This is a genomic window from Pandoraea sp. (assembly GCF_041919235.1).
Taxonomy (GTDB): domain Bacteria; phylum Pseudomonadota; class Gammaproteobacteria; order Burkholderiales; family Burkholderiaceae; genus Pandoraea.
Map to the genome: position 1 here is coordinate 54,280 of NZ_JAYRUC010000026.1, position 18,373 is coordinate 72,652.

The 18,373-nt window shown below is 61.2% G+C and carries 16 protein-coding genes; 6 read left to right on the forward strand and 10 right to left on the reverse strand.

Going from position 1 to position 18,373, the window contains the following annotated elements; translation table 11 throughout:
- Positions 1–50: 50 nt before the first annotated feature.
- A complete protein-coding gene (locus ACE3UG_RS19085) occupies positions 51–1,391 on the reverse strand; it encodes an acetamidase/formamidase family protein (RefSeq protein WP_374626816.1) in 1,341 nt (446 codons plus the stop codon).
- Positions 1,392–1,607: 216 nt separating this feature from the next.
- Between ACE3UG_RS19085 and ACE3UG_RS19090 the strand changes: the two genes are divergently transcribed.
- From ACE3UG_RS19090 to ACE3UG_RS19115, 6 genes are all read left to right on the forward strand, one after another.
- Positions 1,608–3,164, forward strand: a complete 1,557-nt coding sequence (locus ACE3UG_RS19090; RefSeq protein WP_374626818.1) for a PAS domain S-box protein — start codon at positions 1,608–1,610, stop codon at positions 3,162–3,164.
- A gap of 167 nt (positions 3,165–3,331) precedes the next feature.
- Positions 3,332–3,661: a non-heme iron oxygenase ferredoxin subunit gene (locus ACE3UG_RS19095; RefSeq protein WP_374626820.1), complete on the forward strand. Its 330-nt coding sequence runs from the start codon at positions 3,332–3,334 to the stop codon at positions 3,659–3,661.
- A 13-nt stretch (positions 3,662–3,674) separates the two neighbouring features.
- Complete coding sequence (locus ACE3UG_RS19100; protein ID WP_374626822.1) at positions 3,675–4,691, forward strand: 2Fe-2S iron-sulfur cluster-binding protein; 1,017 nt, start codon at positions 3,675–3,677, stop codon at positions 4,689–4,691.
- A 32-nt stretch (positions 4,692–4,723) separates the two neighbouring features.
- On the forward strand, positions 4,724–5,047 hold the full coding sequence (locus ACE3UG_RS19105) for a SemiSWEET family sugar transporter (protein ID WP_374626824.1): 324 nt from the start codon (positions 4,724–4,726) through the stop codon (positions 5,045–5,047).
- 67 nt (positions 5,048–5,114) lie between these two features.
- Complete coding sequence (locus tag ACE3UG_RS19110; protein ID WP_374626826.1) at positions 5,115–5,477, forward strand: 2Fe-2S iron-sulfur cluster-binding protein; 363 nt, start codon at positions 5,115–5,117, stop codon at positions 5,475–5,477.
- Positions 5,477–6,409, forward strand: coding sequence for a catechol 2,3-dioxygenase (locus ACE3UG_RS19115; RefSeq protein WP_374626848.1), 933 nt, complete (start codon positions 5,477–5,479; stop codon positions 6,407–6,409). The genes ACE3UG_RS19110 and ACE3UG_RS19115 overlap by 1 nt, the downstream gene beginning before the upstream one ends.
- 124 nt (positions 6,410–6,533) lie before the next feature.
- Here the strand turns inward: ACE3UG_RS19115 and ACE3UG_RS19120 are convergent, their stop codons facing one another.
- From ACE3UG_RS19120 to ACE3UG_RS19160, 9 genes are all read right to left on the reverse strand, one after another.
- Positions 6,534–7,352 (reverse strand): SDR family oxidoreductase, encoded by an 819-nt coding sequence (locus ACE3UG_RS19120; protein WP_374626828.1) that lies wholly within the window; start codon positions 7,350–7,352, stop codon positions 6,534–6,536.
- The gene (locus tag ACE3UG_RS19125) at positions 7,349–7,897 is read right to left on the reverse strand and encodes a flavin reductase family protein (protein ID WP_374626830.1); all 549 of its coding nucleotides are present in this window, start codon (positions 7,895–7,897) and stop codon (positions 7,349–7,351) included. Before ACE3UG_RS19125 ends, ACE3UG_RS19120 begins: the two co-directional genes overlap by 4 nt.
- Positions 7,887–9,152 (reverse strand): styrene monooxygenase/indole monooxygenase family protein, encoded by a 1,266-nt coding sequence (locus ACE3UG_RS19130; protein ID WP_374626832.1) that lies wholly within the window; start codon positions 9,150–9,152, stop codon positions 7,887–7,889. The genes ACE3UG_RS19125 and ACE3UG_RS19130 overlap by 11 nt, the downstream gene beginning before the upstream one ends.
- A gap of 211 nt (positions 9,153–9,363) precedes the next feature.
- Positions 9,364–10,451 (reverse strand): IS3 family transposase gene (locus ACE3UG_RS19135; protein ID WP_374626834.1). Its coding sequence is split into 2 segments (ribosomal slippage): positions 9,364–10,202 and positions 10,202–10,451, totalling 1,089 coding nucleotides; the frame shifts between segments, so codons are not numbered across the junction.
- Positions 10,452–10,729: 278 nt separating this feature from the next.
- Positions 10,730–11,272, reverse strand: coding sequence for a type VI secretion system lipoprotein TssJ (gene tssJ, locus ACE3UG_RS19140; protein ID WP_374626836.1), 543 nt, complete (start codon positions 11,270–11,272; stop codon positions 10,730–10,732).
- Positions 11,269–13,116 carry a type VI secretion system baseplate subunit TssF gene (gene tssF / locus ACE3UG_RS19145; RefSeq protein ID WP_374626838.1) on the reverse strand — a complete coding sequence of 616 codons (1,848 nt, stop codon included), beginning with the start codon at positions 13,114–13,116 and terminating at the stop codon, positions 11,269–11,271. Before tssF ends, tssJ begins: the two co-directional genes overlap by 4 nt.
- The gene (locus tag ACE3UG_RS19150) at positions 13,113–16,304 is read right to left on the reverse strand and encodes an ImcF-related family protein (protein WP_374626840.1); all 3,192 of its coding nucleotides are present in this window, start codon (positions 16,302–16,304) and stop codon (positions 13,113–13,115) included. The genes tssF and ACE3UG_RS19150 overlap by 4 nt, the downstream gene beginning before the upstream one ends.
- A 347-nt stretch (positions 16,305–16,651) precedes the next feature.
- A complete protein-coding gene (locus tag ACE3UG_RS19155) occupies positions 16,652–17,899 on the reverse strand; it encodes a hypothetical protein (RefSeq protein ID WP_374626842.1) in 1,248 nt (415 codons plus the stop codon).
- Between the two features lie 60 nt (positions 17,900–17,959).
- The gene (locus ACE3UG_RS19160) at positions 17,960–18,250 is read right to left on the reverse strand and encodes a PAAR domain-containing protein (protein ID WP_374626844.1); all 291 of its coding nucleotides are present in this window, start codon (positions 18,248–18,250) and stop codon (positions 17,960–17,962) included.
- Positions 18,251–18,373 lie beyond the last annotated feature (123 nt).

Consider the following 18,373-nt stretch of genomic DNA (forward strand, 5'->3'; position numbering starts at 1 on the left):
CTTCTGATGAATGATCGACTCGTCGTCGTAGTAGGTTGGCGCAAACTGCCTCATTCGCTGGCCACGCCGTCCTCGTCGAGTCCGTATTGCGCGCGTGCGAGATGGGCGATACCGAGGCGTTCGAGAATCGGCATCGGGCATAGGAACGTGACGCGCACCACGCCGGGCAGGCGGCTGATCTCGATGGAACCGGCGATCGTCGCGCGATTGAGGATTTCGTTGTACGGCAGGCCCGTGACGCGTGCCGCGCGCTCAAGGCCGACCTTGGTCGCTTCGTTGAGCGTGGGCGCCGAGCCAATGAACGTGATCGGGGCGTTCGCCTCAATCGTCGTCTGACCGTAGCGGTCACCGAGTGCGCGCACGTGGGCACGCTGCGCGGCGGTCATGGGGCGGGCCATCGGCGGCAGGTCGTCAGGGCGCTGAAGCAGGATCGGCCCATCGATCGCCAGCCCCTTGATGACTTCGACCTGCAGCTCGACCTCGCCAGCGACATCCGTCGCATGCCCGGCGACCTCGCCGTTGCCCTGCTGCGCATGCATATCGCCCATGTACACGCCCGCACCGGGCACCTTCACCGGACAAATGACGATGGCCCCTTCGCGCACGCTGTTGGTGTCCATGTGGCCATCCGTCTTGTGGGCCTCCAGCGCTTCGCGCGACAGACCGAAGGCGTGCGGCGCATCGACAAGGAACGATCCGAAGTCGCCGGCGTTGTGCGAATCGGGAAGGTCTTGCGACGGCATCGTTCCGATGTTCCCAAGGAACGGCTGCATGTGGGCCGCCACGCCGCTCATGTCCGCGCGGGCGAGCGACAGGATCGAGTGCTGCTCCGAGAGCTCCGGCAGCCGCGCGAGCTGGCTAGGCATGCGGGCGATTCGCTGGGCCACTTCCGCGTCGACCGTGAGCGAGACGCGGTGCTCGCGATCGAGCACGATCACGTAACCGTGGCTGAAGCGAAACGCGTTGACCTCGGCGCCGCAGACGTCGCAGCGAATCGCCTCGTCCCCGGTGCCCTCGACATGGCTCGACGGGGCGGGCGTTCCGCATGCGGAGCAGAGCTTCGCCACGAACGGGTCGCCGACGTATCGACCCTCGACGAACTCCATGACGCCGGACGACGTCGCGAGCGACGTGACCTCGCAGCGCACGATCTTCAGCGCGACGGCATCGCCAACCTCCGCCCCTTCGACGGCGACCGGCTGTGTAACCTCGTGCCCGCCCTGGAAAATCGGCGTAATCATCGGGCCCCAGCAACCCGGGGGGGTGCCTGTGACGATGCGTCCGCCGTCGCGGACCGGGCCGAGCATGGCTTCGCGCGGACCGATCACGCCGCGGGTATAGGTATTGACGGATACCACGGCCTGGGGCGCTACCGGCTGTTCGTGACTCATGGGGGTGTCCTCTATCCTCGTCTGTGGCGCCCACCGGCGACTGAACTCCGGTGGCTGGCGCGCATTGATGTCGGATTCAAGCGTACGGAAATCGCCGTGATGCGGTTATCCGGTCGGATAGTTACCGGGTTAGGGGATAACACTTATCGCTGCGCGCGATACGAATGGACGAGAGGGCGGGTGCTATCCTGAATGCGACATTGCGAGGCCACGACCATGAAATTCGTCAACTACTTGAGCCGGACCAACTACCAGGAGGTCTTCCTCTACGCGAACGACATCATGGTGATCCACAACAAGGACACGGGCGAAATTCTCGACGCCAACCTCAATGCCTGCCAGATGTATGGCCGCACGGTTGAAGAATTGCGCGGAATGTCGATCGGCGAACTCACGCGCAACCATTTTCCCTACGACACCGAAGCGGGTCTTCGCCGCGTGTGGGAAGCGCGCGACTCGAAAGGCGGCGTGATCTTCGAATGGGTCATTCGCAATGCCCAAGGGCACGAGACGCCGGTCGAAGTCAGCCTCAAGCGCATTTCGCTCAATGGCGTGGAGCGCGTGATCGCGATGGCGCGCGATATTACCGAGCGCAGACAGGCTGAAGTTGCGCTCAGGGAAAAGGAACGCTATTACCGCAAGCTTATCGAGAGCTCGTCCGACGGCATCGCCATCTTGTCGGCGAGCGGCATCATCCGCTTCGTGGGCCCGTCCATCCGTACCCTGCTTGGCGTGTCCGCACGCCTGCTCACTGGTCGCTCGCTGTACTCGTTCATCGCGCCAGAGGAGGCGGAATCGATTCGACACGCGTTGAGTTCCCTAGCACCGGGCGCGAGCACCAATTTCAGCTACCGGTTGCAGCATCGCAATGGCGAGTGGCGCATTTATGAGGCCCGCTGTCGCAATTTGCTGAACGATCCATCGGTGCAGGGCATTCTCGCTAACTTTCGCGACATTACCGAGCGCGTAAAAGTCGAGGAGATGGCCCGCGCGCGCGAGTATCAACTGAGCCGCATCGCGCGCATCTCGACCACGGGCGAGATGGCGACTGCGCTCGCGCATGAGTTGAACCAGCCGTTTTTTGCGATCGTCAATTTCGTCGCCGGCTGCCGCAGGCGTATCCAGGCGGGGCAATATTCCAGCGATGACTTGCTGAAGATTCTAGAGCTGACCCAGCACGAAGCGGAACGCGCGGGGAAGATCATCAACAAGGTACGAGAATTCACGTGCAATCGGACCTATCAGCGTCAGGTCATCGACTTGCGTGATCTGGTGCACGATCTGGCCGACCTCATCGCAATCAAGGCACAACAGAACGACGTCACGGTGAAATACCACATGGACGACGCGCCATGCCTGGTCGAGTGCGACGAAGTACTGATCCAGCAGGTCGTGATCAACCTCGCGGTCAACGGCATCGACGCCATGGCAAGCGCGCCGCCGGACTCGCGCGAGCTTTGCATTCGCGTGAATCGACGTCCGAACCAGCGTATGGAAATCACGGTGGCCGACAGTGGCCCGGGTCTGCCTCGCATCAGCCCCGATCAGATTTTCGCGTCGTTCTTCTCGACCAAAAATGACGGCCTTGGCATCGGCCTCTCGCTGTGCCGGTCGATCGTCGACACGCACGGCGGGCATCTATGGATCACGAGTTCGGTATCGCCGATGCAGACCCGCGTTCATGTGATGCTGCCACGCACACGCCCCGACAGCGATGCCGTCTCGCCGTCCTACGGGGTGGCCAGCGATCTCGCGCTTCCTTCGCCAGAATAAGCAAAAGCACTTATTCGATAAGCAGTCGATCCAATTTTCCGCTCCACGGCGCGACGCTACCCTGATTCCACGATTCAAATGGTCGCACGCAAACGCAGACGCCTCGTGCATCACTGATGCCCGCATGGCCGCGTACTGCGCGTGCGCGGGCATCAGGAGACGCCATCATGACGGTAGCCGAGCAAGTCATTCATTTTCTCTGCAAGACCTCCGACGTACCGGAGGGAAGCGCAAAACGCGTCGAACTGGCCGGGCGAAAGCCGCTTGCTGTCTTCAATCTCGAAGGTCGCTTTCATGTAACGGACGACACATGCACGCATGGCGAGGCGTCGCTGTGCGACGGTGAAATCGACGGCGACGTGGTCGAATGCCCGTTCCATCAGGGCGCGTTCGACATCCGCACCGGCAAGCCGGCTGGGGCACCCTGCACGATTCCACTTAAGACGTATGAGGTTGTCGTCGAGCGCGACAACGTAGGCATTCGTGCCGACGACTGACAGGGGTGCAACGATGCATGGAATTACTGTCGAAGGGTCGTCGCATCGATTTTCGTGCGACAGCGACGATACGATGCTCGGCGGCGGCCTGCGGGCCGGGCTTGGTATGCCCTACGAATGCGCGGTGGGCGGGTGCGGAACGTGCAAGTTCGAACTGCTCGAAGGCGAGGTCGAGGAAGTGTGGAGCGCTGCGCCGGGATTGTCGGATCGTGATCGCGCCAAGGGACGCAAGCTTGCATGCCAGTGCAGGCCGACGAGCGACTGCCGTATCAAGATAAGGCTCGACGACGCATGTCGGCCGATCATCGTTCCCCGCAGGTTCGGTGCTGTTCTCGCGTCGAGCGAAGACGTGACGCACGACATCCGTGAGTTCCGCTTTCGGGCCGCGTCCCCGGCGGCATTCCTGCCGGGCCAGTTCGCGTTGCTACGCATCCCGGGCGTGCCCGGCGTTCGGGCGTACTCGATGGCGAACCTGCCCAATGACGAAGGGGACTGGCACTTCCAGGTGCGTCGCGTCGAAGGCGGTGCTGCGTCGTCGGCATTGTTCGACCGTCTTGACCGTGGCGCGCAGGTTCAGATCGACGGTCCCTATGGCACGGCGCATCTTCGCACCACCGTGGCACGCGACGTCGTGTGCGTGGCGGGCGGTTCGGGACTCGCGCCGATGCTTTCGATTGCGCGCGGCATGTCGCAATCCGGCATGCTCGAGACGCAGCGACTGCACTTCTTTTACGGAGCGCGAGAGGTACGTGACGTTTGCGGCGAAGCGCAACTGAGCGCGCTGCAAGGCTTCGGGGACCGTATCCGGTTCTATCCGGTCGTGTCGGCACCCGACCTCGGCAATGGCACGACATGGCGGGGGCAAACGGGTTTCGTCCACCAGCATGTGGAACAGGTGATCGGCGCGCAGATGCCGGAGTGCGAGTTTTACATGGCAGGGCCACCGCGAATGATCCAGGCGATGCAGGACATGCTGCACGCGCGTCACGCGGTGCCCACAGCACAGGTCCACTACGACCGCTTCTTCTGAGCCGCGACCCTGCGGCGAACGGAATCACTTCCATGGAAACGACAGACGCTGTTGGCCTGCTGGCGGGACTTCTCACCACCGTGTCGTTCATACCGCAGGTCGTCAAGATCTGGCGTTCGCGTTCCGCGCGCGATATCTCGTATGGCATGTATGCCTGCTTCATCGCGGGCGTCAGCCTGTGGATGTACTACGGCATTGCCATCGGTGCCCGCCCGATCGCCCTGAACAACGCGGTGGTGCTATTGCTGGCCATCGTGATCGTTGTGCTGAAGCTGCGCTTCGAACGTGCGCGCGGCGACAGCACGCTCGCACAGGACGCGCGCTCACCGGCACCGGCTCCGCTGCACAAGGAGTAGCACGGGCGGCTTATGCGAGCGCGACGCCCATGCGCCAGGACACGACGAGACGGCTTGGAGACAAGAGATGTTCGAAGTGGAGATCGACGGAATCGGCGAGCGCTATCTATGCGACGCGCAGCAAAGCCTGTTGCACGGCATGGAGCGGCTTGGCAAGCGCGGCATTCCGGTGGGATGCCGTAGCGGCGGCTGCGGCGTGTGCAAGGTGCGGGTCATCGCCGGTGCGTGCCGGCTTGGCAAGATGAGCCGCGCCTGCGTAAGCGAGCAAGAAGCACAGGACGGCGTGGTGCTGGCTTGCCGCGCCTATCCGGAAAGCCACGTGCGTGTGGCGCTGGCCGAAAAGATGCAACGTTGCCTGAACCGAGAAGCCGCGCGCGGACGTATCGAAGGCGGCGAAGCACAAAAACGAATTATTCAAGGAGACAAATGATGGCATTGACTGGCGTATTGCGCCCCGGACACGTGGCGCTTCGAGTACTCGACATGGACGCGGCGATCAAGCACTACACGGAGGTGATCGGCTTGATCGAGACTGGCCGCGACGACCAGGGACGCGTATTCCTCAAGGCGTGGGACGAGCACGATCACCACAGCGTGATCTTGCGCGAAACGGACCGCGCCGGTATGGACTTCATGGGCTTTCGCGTCGACTCGGATAGCACGCTCGAGCGTCTGGCCGCCGAGTTGGCGCAGTGTGGCCTGGCAGCCGATCTGACCTGGCTGCCTGCGGGCGACCTGCAGTACACCGGGCGCCGTTTGCGCTTTACGGTGCCGACCGGACATTCGATCGAGCTGTACGCGCACAAGGACAAGCTCGGCTGCGCCACCGGCGACGTCAATCCCGATCCGTGGCCGGACGGACTTCGCGGCATGGCGCCGGGGCGCTTCGATCACTGCCTGCTCTATGGCGACGACCTCGACGGCACCGTCAAGCTATTCCGCGAGGTGCTCGGCTTCACGCTGGCGGAGCAGATTGTGGCTGGCCCCGAGAACATGCTGATCGGCGCCTTCCTGACCTGCTCGAACAAGGCACACGACGTCGCGTTCATTCGTCATCCCGAGAAGAACAAGTTCCACCACGCCTCGTTCAGTCTGGACAACTGGGGCGAGGTACTGCGCGCGGCCGATATCATCTCCAAGCGCGAGGTATCGCTCGATATCGGCCCGACGCGCCACGGCATCACGCGCGGCGAGACGATCTACTTCTTCGACCCGTCGGGCAACCGCAACGAGGTATTCTCAGGCGGCTACATTCACTACCCGGACAAGCCCACCATCACCTGGACCGAGGCGGAAATCGGCAAGGCGATCTTTTATCATGACCGCAAGCTCAACGAAGCTTTCCTGTCGGTGCTGACGTGAGGCCGTAGACTCACGATGAAAGCAGGATAAAAAAGGAACACCCCGATCGACATCATGCTGATCGGGGTGCTTTTTTTGGCGCCGGTTTGCGTCGTTTGCGTCGTTTGCGTCGTTACGCAGGAGATCAAGCGGGCGAGGGCAGCAGCTCGGCAATGGGCGAGAGCGTCTGTTCCGGCCCCATGGCGGCATAACCACCGTCGACGGCCAAATTCGCCCCGGTGACAAACGACGCCTTGTCCGACACCAGGAACAGCACGGCGTTGGCGACCTCCTCTGGCTCACCCATACGGCCTAGCATGTGAAACTTCGATGCGATCGCGTTGGTTTTGACCTTGTCGCCGCCGGAGATGGCATCGAGTACACCCGACCACGTCCAGCCCGGCGAGACGGCATTCACGCGAATGCCGTCCTTCGCCAGATCGAGTGCCTGGCTGCGCGTGAGTTGCAGGATCGCGGCCTTGCTGGCCGGGTACAGCCATCGGCCGGCTTGGGCTGCGTGTGCGCTGGTGGAACCGAAATTCACCACCGCGCCGCCACCTGCCTTGACAAGGAACGGATGTGCCGCTTGCAGCAACATGCATCCGCCCACCACATTGACGTCAAGCGCCGCATGCCATTGCGCACGAGTGGAGGCCAGCGCGTTGTCGACATAGGCGCAGGCGACGTTGACGAGAATATCGATGCGCCCGTAGTGCGCGTGGGCAGTCTTCACGCAATGTTGAATCGCCTCGTCGCTCGCGAGGTCTGTCTCGACGAATAACGCTTGCGGCCCGATTTCGGCGGCCAGTGCGCTGGCGCGCGGCACGTCGATATCGGCGATGACGACATTGGCATGCGCCGCGCACAGCGCTCGCACCACGGCAGCGCCGATCAGCGTGGCGCCGCCGGTCACGATGGCGGTCTTGCCTTCGATGCCCCAGATCGTTGCGGGATTCGAGCTCATGTTTCCTGCTCCTGAACGGCAGTGTGGAACGGTTGCAGCGCGCCTTTGCAGAACACCAGAGGTGCGGCGTCATGCCAGCGAAAGCGTTGAACGCGGCCGACGAGAATGAGATGATCGCCGCCCGGATGGACAGCTTCGATGTCGCATTCGAAATGCGCGGCTGCGCCGGCGATGAGCGGCACGTCGTGCCGACCGGCGGTGATGTCCACAGTGGCGAACTTGTCCGCAGCAGGTTGTGCGAAACGCGTGCAAATAGCGTGCTGGTCGCCAGCGAGGATGTTCACCGCGAAGTGCCGACAGTCGGCAAATGCCTGCGCGTTCGGCGAGCTGCGGGCCAGGCTCCACAGAATCAATGGCGGATCCATCGACACCGACGAGAACGAGTTGGCCGTGATACCGATGCGCCGGCCATCAGGATCGCGCGTCGTCATGACGGTCACGCCCGTGGCAAAGCAGCCGAGCGCACGCCGGAGATCGACGCGGGCATCGGGGAGTTCATGGGCATGTCGCCAGTCCGACGACAGGCTGGAAGCGTCAGACAGCATCGCTCCCCCCTCGCTCCTGGACGAAGCGCTGCGCGGCGGGCAGGTCGGCGATCCACGGCCAGAAATTGCGGGGCGTTTCGAAGCACGCGACGAAGTCGTCGGCGACGGTGCGATGATTCGCGGCTGCCCCCAGAACGTGCATGACGGCCTCGCCGGGCGGCTCGAGCAGGGCATTGGTGAATGCGGTGGTGTAGCTTGCGGAGGCATCCCAGAAGGCGTCAAACGTCTGCTGCATCCACTCGGCGCTGTGCGGCGAGGCACCGTTGGCCACAATGGCATCGATCAAATGCTCGGCCATGCGCGACGCGTTGTTGGCGCCTTGCCCGGCGATGGGATCGTTCAGGCACACGGAGTCGCCCACGCCCATGACGACGCGACCGGAGGGCAGGTGCCCGACGGGGTGCCGGACGGTTGGCGTGAAGGCGCCCTTGAGCCACGCGTTCGGATCGGTGAGTTGCGCATCGTCGAGCAGGCTGGCGTCCTCCGGCGCGAAGTCGCGCATCACTTCCTTGGCGATCTTGAGCATTTCGTTGCCGTCGGTGGCCGCCTGGAACCGGTCCATCGGGCTTCCGGGGCGAGCCTCGAAGAGGAAGCTACGGCATTCGCCTGCGGAGTGGGTGAAGAAGGGCAACGAGAAGAACTCGCCGACGCCGAAGATGAAGTTGAAGCGCAATGGCCGGAAGTCGGCCTTCGACCAGGGCCGGTCACCGACGAGTTGCGGTCCCTTAAGCAAGAGTGCCGCAAGGTTGCGCGGCGGTGTTTCGTGGACGCTACGCGAGGCGTCACGGGCGAAGAGCGCGTTGATTGGGCCCTTACCGGAAGCGACGAGCGTGAGGTCGCTTGCGGCCGCGATACCGTCGAGTTCTTCCAGGGAGACCGATTGCACGACGAGCCGTCCGCCGCGCCGCTCGAACTCCTGAGTCCAACGGGCGAATTTTGTACGCTGGTCGATGGCTTGGCCCGACTTGTCCAACAGTCGGCCCTTCACCGTGAGCACCGATTTGCCCGATGGCTCACGGAAATCGACCAGCATGCCTTCGCCCAGAGGGGCGACGTCTTCCCAGAAATTCAAGCCAAGGCGCCGCTCCATATCGAGCGTCTGGTTGAACAGGAATGCCGTGCTGGGAATCTTTCCACCCAGCAATTGGTCGGGCGTGCGGTCGGTATACAACGTGACATCGCATCCGCGATCGAGCAAGCCGAAGGCCAAATGAAAGCCGCCTTGGCCCCCTCCGATGATTGCAACCTTCTTCATGTCAGCCATCCTCTCCTTGAGATTGTCCAACGTAGGGTAGGAGCATGGGCGTTGGCGGTAAATGGGATCGGATACCTACGGGGGTAAATGAAAATACCTACGATTCAATGTGCGGTCTGCGGAGCCGGCAGCAGCCCAACTTACCCCCGACGCATGCGTCGCCAAATCGCTGGGTAATGCCCCCGTTTTCCACAGTCGGCAGAAGTAGAAACTAAGCGGCCATGGCCAGCCGCTGCTTCGGGGTAAAGCCGCCCAATGCCATATTTGGGCGCTCGTGATTGTAAGTCCACATCCAGTCGGTCGCTGCCTGCCGAACCTGCTCCAGGTCTTCCCACAGATATTGCGAGAGCCATTCGTAGCGCGCGGTCCGATTGAACCGTTCGATGTACGCGTTCTGTTGCGGCTTGCCCGGCTCAATGTATTCCAGCCGTATACCTAGCTTCTGCGTCCAAGTCACGATGGCTGTGCTCAGGTATTCTGGGCCGTTGTCACAACGAATTACCTTCGGCTTGCCACGCCATTCCATGTGCTGCTTCAGCGTGCGAATCACCCGCTCGGACGGCAGCGAGAAATCCACCTCAATGCCCAGCGCCTCGCGGTTGAAATCATCAATCACGTTCAGCATCCGGATGCTGCGCCCTTCAGCGAGCTGGTCATGCATGAAGTCCATTGACCACACTTCGTTGATGGCGTGCGGCACCGACAGTGGCTGCGGCGTTTCGCGCACCAAGCGTTTCTTCGGCTTGATGCGCAGGTTCAGCTCCAGCTCCCGATAAATCCGGTAGATGCGCTTGTGGTTCCACCCGAATCCCTTCACGTTACGCAAGTAGTAATAGCACAGCAGAAAGCCCCAGTTGCGATGACAGCCCGTGATACGCATCAGCCAGTCTGCAATCTCTTCGTTCTCCGTGTTCAACTTCGCCTCGTATCGGTAGCACGACTCGCTGATGCCGAACACTGTGCACGCCACACGAATTGATACGCGGCGCTGTTGCACAACCTGCTTTGCCATCTCGCGCCGGCGAGATGGCTTCAGAACTTTTTTTGCAGCGCCTCCGAGGCAATCTCAGCCTTGAGCTTCTCCTCGATGTACATCTTGCGCAGCCGGGCATTCTCCGCCTCGAGCTCCTTCATGCGCGACATCATCGACGCGTCCATGCCGCCATACTTCGAGCGCCATTTGTAGAACGTTGCCGAACTGATGCCCAGTTCCCGGCATAGCTCCGGCACCGCAAGCCCAGCCTCCGCGCGCTTGAGCGCCTCCAATATCTGGCTATCTGTGAATCTCGACTTCTTCATCTGCAGAACTCCCTCTTAACGAGAAAATTCTACTTCTCCCAGCGGTGGATTTCAGGGGGTATTACCCTGCCAGCGCCACCTTTGCTTTGAACGACGCTGAGTGCGTACGTCGGGTTCTCTTCGTCATTTCCTCGGTTCCTTTGCCTGCATTATCGCTGGCTCAGGCCCCGGCCATTCCACTTACCCGGCTGTCCGAATTTGCGCGGCCACCTCTGCAAAGGTGCGGCATCAATTGGTGCGACGTTGATTTCCCTCAGCATGTCCATGCACGGACTGCATCATTGAACTGCCACCTCAAGGCGATTGCCCGTAACTTCAAGCTTCACGGGATCGGTCTTCTCCCACGCGGCCTTCGGAATCACCAGTTGCCACTCCGCCCCCGCCTGGGTGCGAAAGAAAGCCACCACGCCAACGAACTTCGCTTCATCGGCCATCGGTCTTGATACCGTCAGCTTTGCGCCCGGTGCCAGCGTCACTTCAGAGACGCCCGCCAGGCTGGATTTCAGCAGTTCGTGATCCTGATCGAGTAGCTGGGCATAACTGGCTTTCTCAAACGCACCAGAATCCTTCAACTGATAGAACCGCAGCACCAGCGGCAACGACCTGCCGTCGTGATTCTGATTCAATGCGTCATGGCTCTCGATTACGAAGTTCATTTCCTTGACCTTCGCGATGAATATGGCTCGCCCTATGCTCGCCGTGGCGTCCTTGGTTGTCTGCCATACGCCGCATGACGTGAGCGCCAACATGCCCAATACCCCCACCGCACCTGCAACGAAGCGCAAACGCTTGCGCGCCCCAAAGTTAGCCACCTGCCTCATAACCACCCGCTCATCATCTTGGTTTCCGGATATCGCCGCACTGGCCCACCCACCCCTTCGTAAAACACGAGCCGTATCGCGTAGTGGACGTCGGCGTAGCGACCAACGAATTGATGCAGCACGTCAGCAAACAGCGCCGTATCGCCCGCACCGGCAAATCCCGCCGGGTTGATGCCCACATGCAAGTTCACGGTATCGCACACGCGTCCGCCCCGCACTTGCGTCTCCCTGTCCAGCCAGACATGTTCAATCGCGTCGATCCGTTGGCGATTGTCTTCACTGCCGGTCCAATCGTAGAGTCCCAGCACAGCGCGAAAGGTCTCCGCCGTCATGAGATGCAATTCTGTCGTTCCACCCCCGCAAAAGTGAGCGATGACCCGCCACGGGTAGTGCCCGTCGCGCGGCGCGTGTAACGGCATCGTCGGCGTGCTGATATTGCGCACCTCAGTCACCCCGGGGATAGCAGACACGGGCTCGGTCAGCATCGATGCCCGCAACGCCATACGCGGCAATCGCTCGTTGTTCGCTAGGGTTCTGACGGCCACATGCTTGTCGGGCACCAAACCCTGCGTCTTCCACTGAGTGCCATCCAGCGAGATCCACATCTCGCGCTTGCCCGTCACGCCATGGCGCATGGACGTGTGAAAATACCGCTCGGGAGATTCGTACTGCATCATGCCGCCGCGATGTCGGAATTCCTTGAATGCCAGATACTCGTGACGAGTGCCGAGCTGGGGATCGAGCGCTGCGACGGACAGCACGTCGTATGGCTCTATATTGGCACCGTGTTCGTGAGCGGGCACCACCCGATATTCCCGGCTGTGTCCATCCGGTTGGATGGCCTGCGCATCTACCTCGAACAGGTTGATGACGGGCGTACAAAAGAGGCGAACATTGCTGGCATCAAACGTCATCTGGCTCGGCATTGCACCATCGAGCTCGATCTCTAGCGCAAAACGTGTCTCACCAACCGGCACACTCGCAGAATCGAACCCACACAAGTCGATGAAATGAAATTTCTCCGGGAACGTGAAATATTCGAGCATCGTTTGCTCGCGATCGAGCTGCTCGTCTCGCGCCCGGTGCTCGGTCGGCCAGAGTCTCGTCTCAGGCCCCATTCCCACGGATTCGATCGTCAGGCCTTGTTGCATTCGCAGCTCGCCACCGAGGACACGCGGCATGCGCACACCAATCGCCGTCACTTGACGGGTGAGTGTCGAATAGAGGGCTGAGGCCGTCATCCGGTCACCGTCTAGATACAAACGAATGCGGGAAAGGTCGTCCATGACGCGCGGCTCGCCATGCGTGAGTGCAAAAGCAAGATGAATCACAGTGCGCCCGTCGGGACGTAAGCGCACACCAGCATCAGTCACGGCAAGCGGCAGCAATTGCACCGGTTGGGTCGTGCGATAGACGCAGACGGTGCCATCCGGCCCAATCGGGGTAGAGCACACCTCCATCCCAGCGGGAACCTTACTCAGCGTACGGGCCTCCCCCTGCTGCGGAGTCATTTCAAGGATTGCCAGCGACGGAATCGTGCGCGACGCGTACGGCCAGAGGTGGTCGACGAGCGGGTCGGTAATCTCGGGAAATGTGTCGTCGAGCTTCATGCGCAGGCGCGCTGTCAAGAACGCAAAGCCCTCATACAGGGCTTCAACGCTATCATCGAGCGCCCCTGGCGTGCCATACCCGAGTTTCTGCGCCTTCTCCGGGTGGGCGCTGGCGAACTCCTTGCCCGCCTCGCGCAAGTAGCGCATCTCACCTTCGAAATACTGCAGAAACGGATCGTCCGTCCCGGTGTCTGCCGGGCGATCTGCAGACAGCTCGTTATCGGGTTGGGTCATGGTTGACGCTCATCGGACGGTTGTGACGCGGTGTGCGAGGCCGCAGACTTGCCCACAACAAAGATCCGCTCAGGCATACGGAAACCTCTGAGCTTGAGCAAATCGATCGGACCCGCGCCTAATTGGGAGCGCAGCACGTAAGACAACGGAACGCCATTGGCCGAATTCCACGTCAACTGATAACGGGTACTATCAAGCGCCTTGACCTGCGCCTGATCGAGCATTCTCAGGAAGGCCCAGTCGCCGCTCGCATCGAACGCCTGGCGCAACCCGGTATCCACCGTCTGCCACGTCAATCGCGCGTGACCGCTCAAGCCATCCCCCGGCCACGACATTGGCGTCCAGCTTTGCTGCTGGTTGAAGTAGGCCAACTGCTGTTTATCTACCGAGAGTTCGGAGTGCGTCACGCCGGGTGTCGGCAACGCCATCATCTCGAATCGTTCACCCGCATCTCCCTGCACATAGAGTTGCGCGCCTACCTTGGAGAGCTGACAAAGACTCTCCAGGAACTTAGGATCGAACTGAAGCGCCTGTGGGGCCAGCTCGTTGGGCGTCCACACATCGCCTTCCTGTTTGAGGACACCCGCGAGTTGGGTCGCGATGAACTTGGCAATCAGTCCCGTATCAGGCCGGACAAATCTGCCCAGCTCAGCCAGCGAAGCGTCCGCGCCCGTCTCGTAGAACGGGTAACGGCCATCCATCGCCGTGTTAAAGGGGGCTGCGATGCTCGCCCGCCATGCGCCATTCAGGCTGGCCGCGGCGGGTTGAAGGATCGTCTGCCACGCGGCCTCAAGGGGGTGCGTGAAGACCGCATCGCCAAATCCGGCCCAGGCCGTACCGAGACTTGCGGCGGTGAGGGCCGCATCATCGCGGGCTTGCGAGAGTTCCGAGAGTTTGCCTTGGAAAACCGCCTGGGCGAGCGAGCGGGCCATGGTCTGCGCATCTGCGCTACTGGCGATCTGTTGCAGCTTCAAGCGCATCGTTGTGACGGCGGTCAGATAACGCGGCAGGCTGACGCCGATCAGGGAGACGGCACTTGGCGAATGTCCTTTGCTCTTGTCGGTCCCGGCGGTCGCACTGGCATCTTCCATCAGTGAAAGTAGCGGGCCGAACGACTTGTCGAGTGGATTGACGGTGAGGGCCGTTGCCTGATCGTCGCGGCTGACAAGGCTCTGGGCTTTGCGCACCAGCGTGTCGGCCAGCGCCTGTGACGCTCGCCCGGCCTGCGCTTGGTAGCCGATCGATTTCATCAATGCGATGAGCGGCGAGGTTTGCGCGTCGGCCAACCGGGTCAGTTGCTCAATCGCCCCGCTCAGGTTCGCAGCGGGTTGCCATTGGAGACTATTGAGCATGCGCTGCCATGCGGCGGTGTATTCCGCGAAGTACCTTGCCGTCAGGCGTTGCTTCAAGTGATCTGCGGCAATCTTCTCGTCAATGGCGGCAGCGGCCTTCTCTCGCCCCTGCGCCAATCGCGAAGTCGCCTCCGATCCACCGCCGGTCAGCACCCAGTCGTCGCTCACGCGCCGATCATTTGCGGCGTGCTCAATCGCCGCCGCGATCATCCCCTCCCACGCAGCGCGGGTGTAGACGCCCGGCACCGTCTCGGACGTGGTGAACAAGCCTCTCGCATCCGCCCCCTTGAGCAGGGTCTGCAACGACGCCTCAGCGTATTTGCCTTTGACCTCTTCGAGAATCGCGTCGTAGACCGCGTCGTCCGCCGACGCGAGCCCCATTTGCGTGACCAGCATATTTCTGGCTGGCGCGACCCAACGGTTATCGACCTGAACGGCCCATTCGGGGTGGTGTGCGAGGTGATCCGCATAAAAGGCCGCCAGCCGATGCCCCGTGTCCTCGTATTCACCCGTGAGCATGGCCACAGGACTTGGCCATAGCGCCATGATCTGGCGTTGTAGGAACTGGGCGTCAGCCCGAGTCGGCTCACCAAGCATCAGGTAGGTCTTGAGGGTGTTGTAGGTGTTCGTGCGTGCTTCTTTCGTTTGGAGACTATCGGCGCGTGCCTCGCCAGCGAGGTCAAGCTGCTCCCCGATGGCTTTCACCAGCGGTACCTGAAGATTGCGCGTTGCCACTGTCTGGTACGGATGCCATAGCCGGGCCAGAATCGCGTCGTTGCGTGAAAGGCCCGCTCGCAGGTACCAAGGCGCGCCATGCTGCTGCCGGTATTCGAGTGTGTCGATCATCTGTTGTAACGCTAACTGGGTACGCCAGGCGTCGACCGTGTGTGGACGAGCATCAAGCGCAGACTGCACCACGTCGCGTGCCGAGTCGATGAGCCGACGGTTTCCGACAAAGGAGACGGTCATCCATACGCACCAGGCGACAGTACCCGCCGTGACAAGTGTGGCAAGTGCGTTGGGCCAGTGAAAGCCGACACGACGACCGGCGCAGCGATTGTCCGCAACGGCGCGCCAGACGGGAGCATACGATCGGGGTTGCTTGAGACGGAAATCGGGGAGGATCGGGGAGGTCGCAGTGGCGTTGCCCAGAGGCTCTTCAACCGGGATGGGGACGGCAGTGGCTTCCGGAGTGGCGAAGACCGGGGCAAACAAGACGCCCGCGAGTGGGGAGCGCTGCCATGGCGTGGCAGCCAGCGCTTCCCAGTGCTTGATAATGCGCTCGCGTTGCACACCGACATAGGACGAGACCTGTGCGAGATATCTCTGCCCCAACTTGCCACACAGATACGTGCCGACGTCAGCGGTACGAAGTTGGACGGTCTCAAGCGGCTCGCTTAACGGCATATTTCTTTTGTCGCGACGGCGAGTCGTCGGGACAAACGCGCCGATCGCGGAGAAGGCCTCTGGCTGTTCTCCGTCGGCCGGGACCGCATGCACGAAGGTCACCGGCGCGGCCCAGCCCAGATCAGCGCAGAGGGTTGCCAACGAGCGAGGCATGGGATCATTCGCAGGGGGTGGCTCGCCAAGAGACACCAGGTAAATCAAACGATCGATCGGACGCCTGCGGCGCAGGTGCCGAATCTGGCGACGCCACTGTGCCGTCTCGATACCATCGGGTGACGCATGCAGAAGAACCGTGTCGTTGAGCATCATCACACCGCTACGCTTCAGGCCCGGTGCGGCGTCTTCGATGAGCGTATCCTCGCCGCAGAGCAGCAGCCACGAGCATCGATACCGCCAACGCCAGCCGTGCGTGAGGCGCAGTTCGTCCACAAGGGATTGAAGTCTGATGTCGCGTGCTGGTACAGCGCTAGTTGCGTTCGCACTCCCTGCTGCATGGGATTGCGCCCGAAAAGTGGCCCCCGCCAATGCGTAAGCGCCCAGCCTTGATGCGAGCGCATGCAACACAACGATGACAAACATCACCCCCACGATCCAAAGGCTTGCCGTCGTTTTTTCTGTTCGAGATGGAAACCCCAACGCCGAACCATTGATCCAGACAATCGCCAATAGGAATACTCCCACAGCGGTAACCAGTATGGGAAATCCCCACCCTGAGATCGGGCGGGATTTTGGGGAAGATTCGGTGATGCCGTCCGGACTGATCGTCGGTTCCGCTTTCATGATTGGGGCAGCGGCGCATACACAACGAGGGCTTGAGCGGTACGCGCGCGATTGAGAATAAGTTGAGGGGAGCCAGCAGCGAATTCAGCTGCGGCCACAATGGCCAGCCAACCGGCTGCCGGCCCCGTGTCGCCGATTGTGCTGTCTAGATGGAAACGTGAAGCATGGGCAGTCAGGTGCTCCAGGCCAGAACGTCGGCACGCATCGCTGATCATCGTTTGTGGAGCGTCCGCAAAGCCCGTTACCCATGTGTGGCAAACAGCAGTTGGCGTGGTCTTGCCCCAAAGCATGCTGAGCGCGATGTCCTGACCCAGCTCTCTGTTCGGGCGCGCCGCGGGGCGGTGAATCCTAGCCCGTGCTTTTACGCTCTTCGGCAAGCGTAGCGACTCAGGTGCCAGTAGCATCGCCACACCGCATTCGGCGCTCTCGGCCGGGGGCGTATCGTGTAATGAGACGGCTACCACCAGCAGCAGACGTGGCTCCTTCGAGTCCAGCCAAGTGTCAATCTGCATCAGGCCGTCCTCTGCTGAGACCGTTTGGCACGTAAGCGCGGACAGATGAAACCCATCTAATGCGACTCGCATCTGTTCCAATGCGCAATCGCCACGAACATTCTCGGCAACCACCAACTGAAGCACCGGCGGAGCCCCCTCTTTGATAAACGCCTCAATCTCGTCAATCATTGGAGCCAGCAATTGTGCATACAGCTTTCCTTCGCGCGTGAATGATGGGCGCGTCATGATTGCAGCCAGCCTCGCGTCCGCCGAATCACCGTTGATGTCGTCAGGAAAACGAAGATGGCGCACGATTGTGGTCCCATCGCGCAGCGGCTGTGCCTTTACCAGGCTGGCGGCTTGCACAATCGTGTTGGCAAGTTCTCCATCGCTCATGGGCGCAGGAAACCAATAGGCATATCCAAGCATTGTCACGGACCGTTGCCCATCGCGAACCAACTCCAAGCGACGGCGTTCACGATGATCGTTGTAGTACAAGGCGTGCAGATGCTGGTTTTCGTAAATCAAACGGTTCCATGCAACAAGTGAAATGATGACGACCGTGGGAAGGCCCGCCATAAGAAGCCAAAACCAGGCGCCTTGGGCGAGCGTTCCTTGGGGCCACAACAGCAATATCGCGCCGTCCACAAGCAATACGCATAAGAGGCAAACCACGAGCCACGTGCGTAGCCCTAGACCTCGTGACGGGTATTGCTTGGGTGGCTTAAGTTGCGCTATATCAATCGGCATGTATGGAAAATCCGAAACGAATCGACCGTGGATTCAATGAGTGGCTCATCAGTTTCGAAATCACGCCCCGGAACACGACGTGGTCTGCGACGGGACCAATACGGGATGCCGGCGGCACTTGCATAGGCAAACGTCATCTGCCAAGGCAGGGCGCTTGCCGCCGGCGCCTAACTCGTGCAATCGATATCCGGTGCATCCGATGCGGCCGTATGATTTACATTCCGGGCACCAGACCGGGTCATCCTCATAGGCCGCTATGCGCCCATTCAGGGTGTCTTTTCGATTTGGTGTTTCAACGCGACCACCCACATCGGTTTGATCACCATTGCAAATGTACGGACGCAGTCTCATAAACTCCTCGGATGCGGTACCGGATACGTGAGCATGACCTCAGAATTGCCGCTTCTTGAGCGTGTAGGCATGAAGTGCGTACTGGGTATTGGTCAGTGCATCAAACCATCCACCCTGACTGGT

Excerpts from the sequence above, each read along its gene's own strand:
- ACE3UG_RS19085 (WP_374626816.1), bottom strand. The coding sequence starts at position 1,391 with ATGAGTCACGAACAGCCGGTAGCGCCCCAGGCCGTGGTATCCGTCAAT.
- ACE3UG_RS19090 (WP_374626818.1), top strand. The coding sequence starts at position 1,608 with ATGAAATTCGTCAACTACTTGAGCCGGACCAACTACCAGGAGGTCTTC.
- ACE3UG_RS19095 (WP_374626820.1), top strand. The coding sequence starts at position 3,332 with ATGACGGTAGCCGAGCAAGTCATTCATTTTCTCTGCAAGACCTCCGAC.
- ACE3UG_RS19100 (WP_374626822.1), top strand. The coding sequence starts at position 3,675 with ATGCATGGAATTACTGTCGAAGGGTCGTCGCATCGATTTTCGTGCGAC.
- ACE3UG_RS19105 (WP_374626824.1), top strand. The coding sequence starts at position 4,724 with ATGGAAACGACAGACGCTGTTGGCCTGCTGGCGGGACTTCTCACCACC.
- ACE3UG_RS19110 (WP_374626826.1), top strand. The coding sequence starts at position 5,115 with ATGTTCGAAGTGGAGATCGACGGAATCGGCGAGCGCTATCTATGCGAC.
- ACE3UG_RS19115 (WP_374626848.1), top strand. The coding sequence starts at position 5,477 with ATGGCATTGACTGGCGTATTGCGCCCCGGACACGTGGCGCTTCGAGTA.
- ACE3UG_RS19120 (WP_374626828.1), bottom strand. The coding sequence starts at position 7,352 with ATGAGCTCGAATCCCGCAACGATCTGGGGCATCGAAGGCAAGACCGCC.
- ACE3UG_RS19125 (WP_374626830.1), bottom strand. The coding sequence starts at position 7,897 with ATGCTGTCTGACGCTTCCAGCCTGTCGTCGGACTGGCGACATGCCCAT.
- ACE3UG_RS19130 (WP_374626832.1), bottom strand. The coding sequence starts at position 9,152 with ATGAAGAAGGTTGCAATCATCGGAGGGGGCCAAGGCGGCTTTCATTTG.
- tssJ (WP_374626836.1), bottom strand. The coding sequence starts at position 11,272 with ATGAGGCAGGTGGCTAACTTTGGGGCGCGCAAGCGTTTGCGCTTCGTT.
- tssF (WP_374626838.1), bottom strand. The coding sequence starts at position 13,116 with ATGACCCAACCCGATAACGAGCTGTCTGCAGATCGCCCGGCAGACACC.
- ACE3UG_RS19155 (WP_374626842.1), bottom strand. The coding sequence starts at position 17,899 with ATGCCGATTGATATAGCGCAACTTAAGCCACCCAAGCAATACCCGTCA.
- ACE3UG_RS19160 (WP_374626844.1), bottom strand. The coding sequence starts at position 18,250 with ATGAGACTGCGTCCGTACATTTGCAATGGTGATCAAACCGATGTGGGT.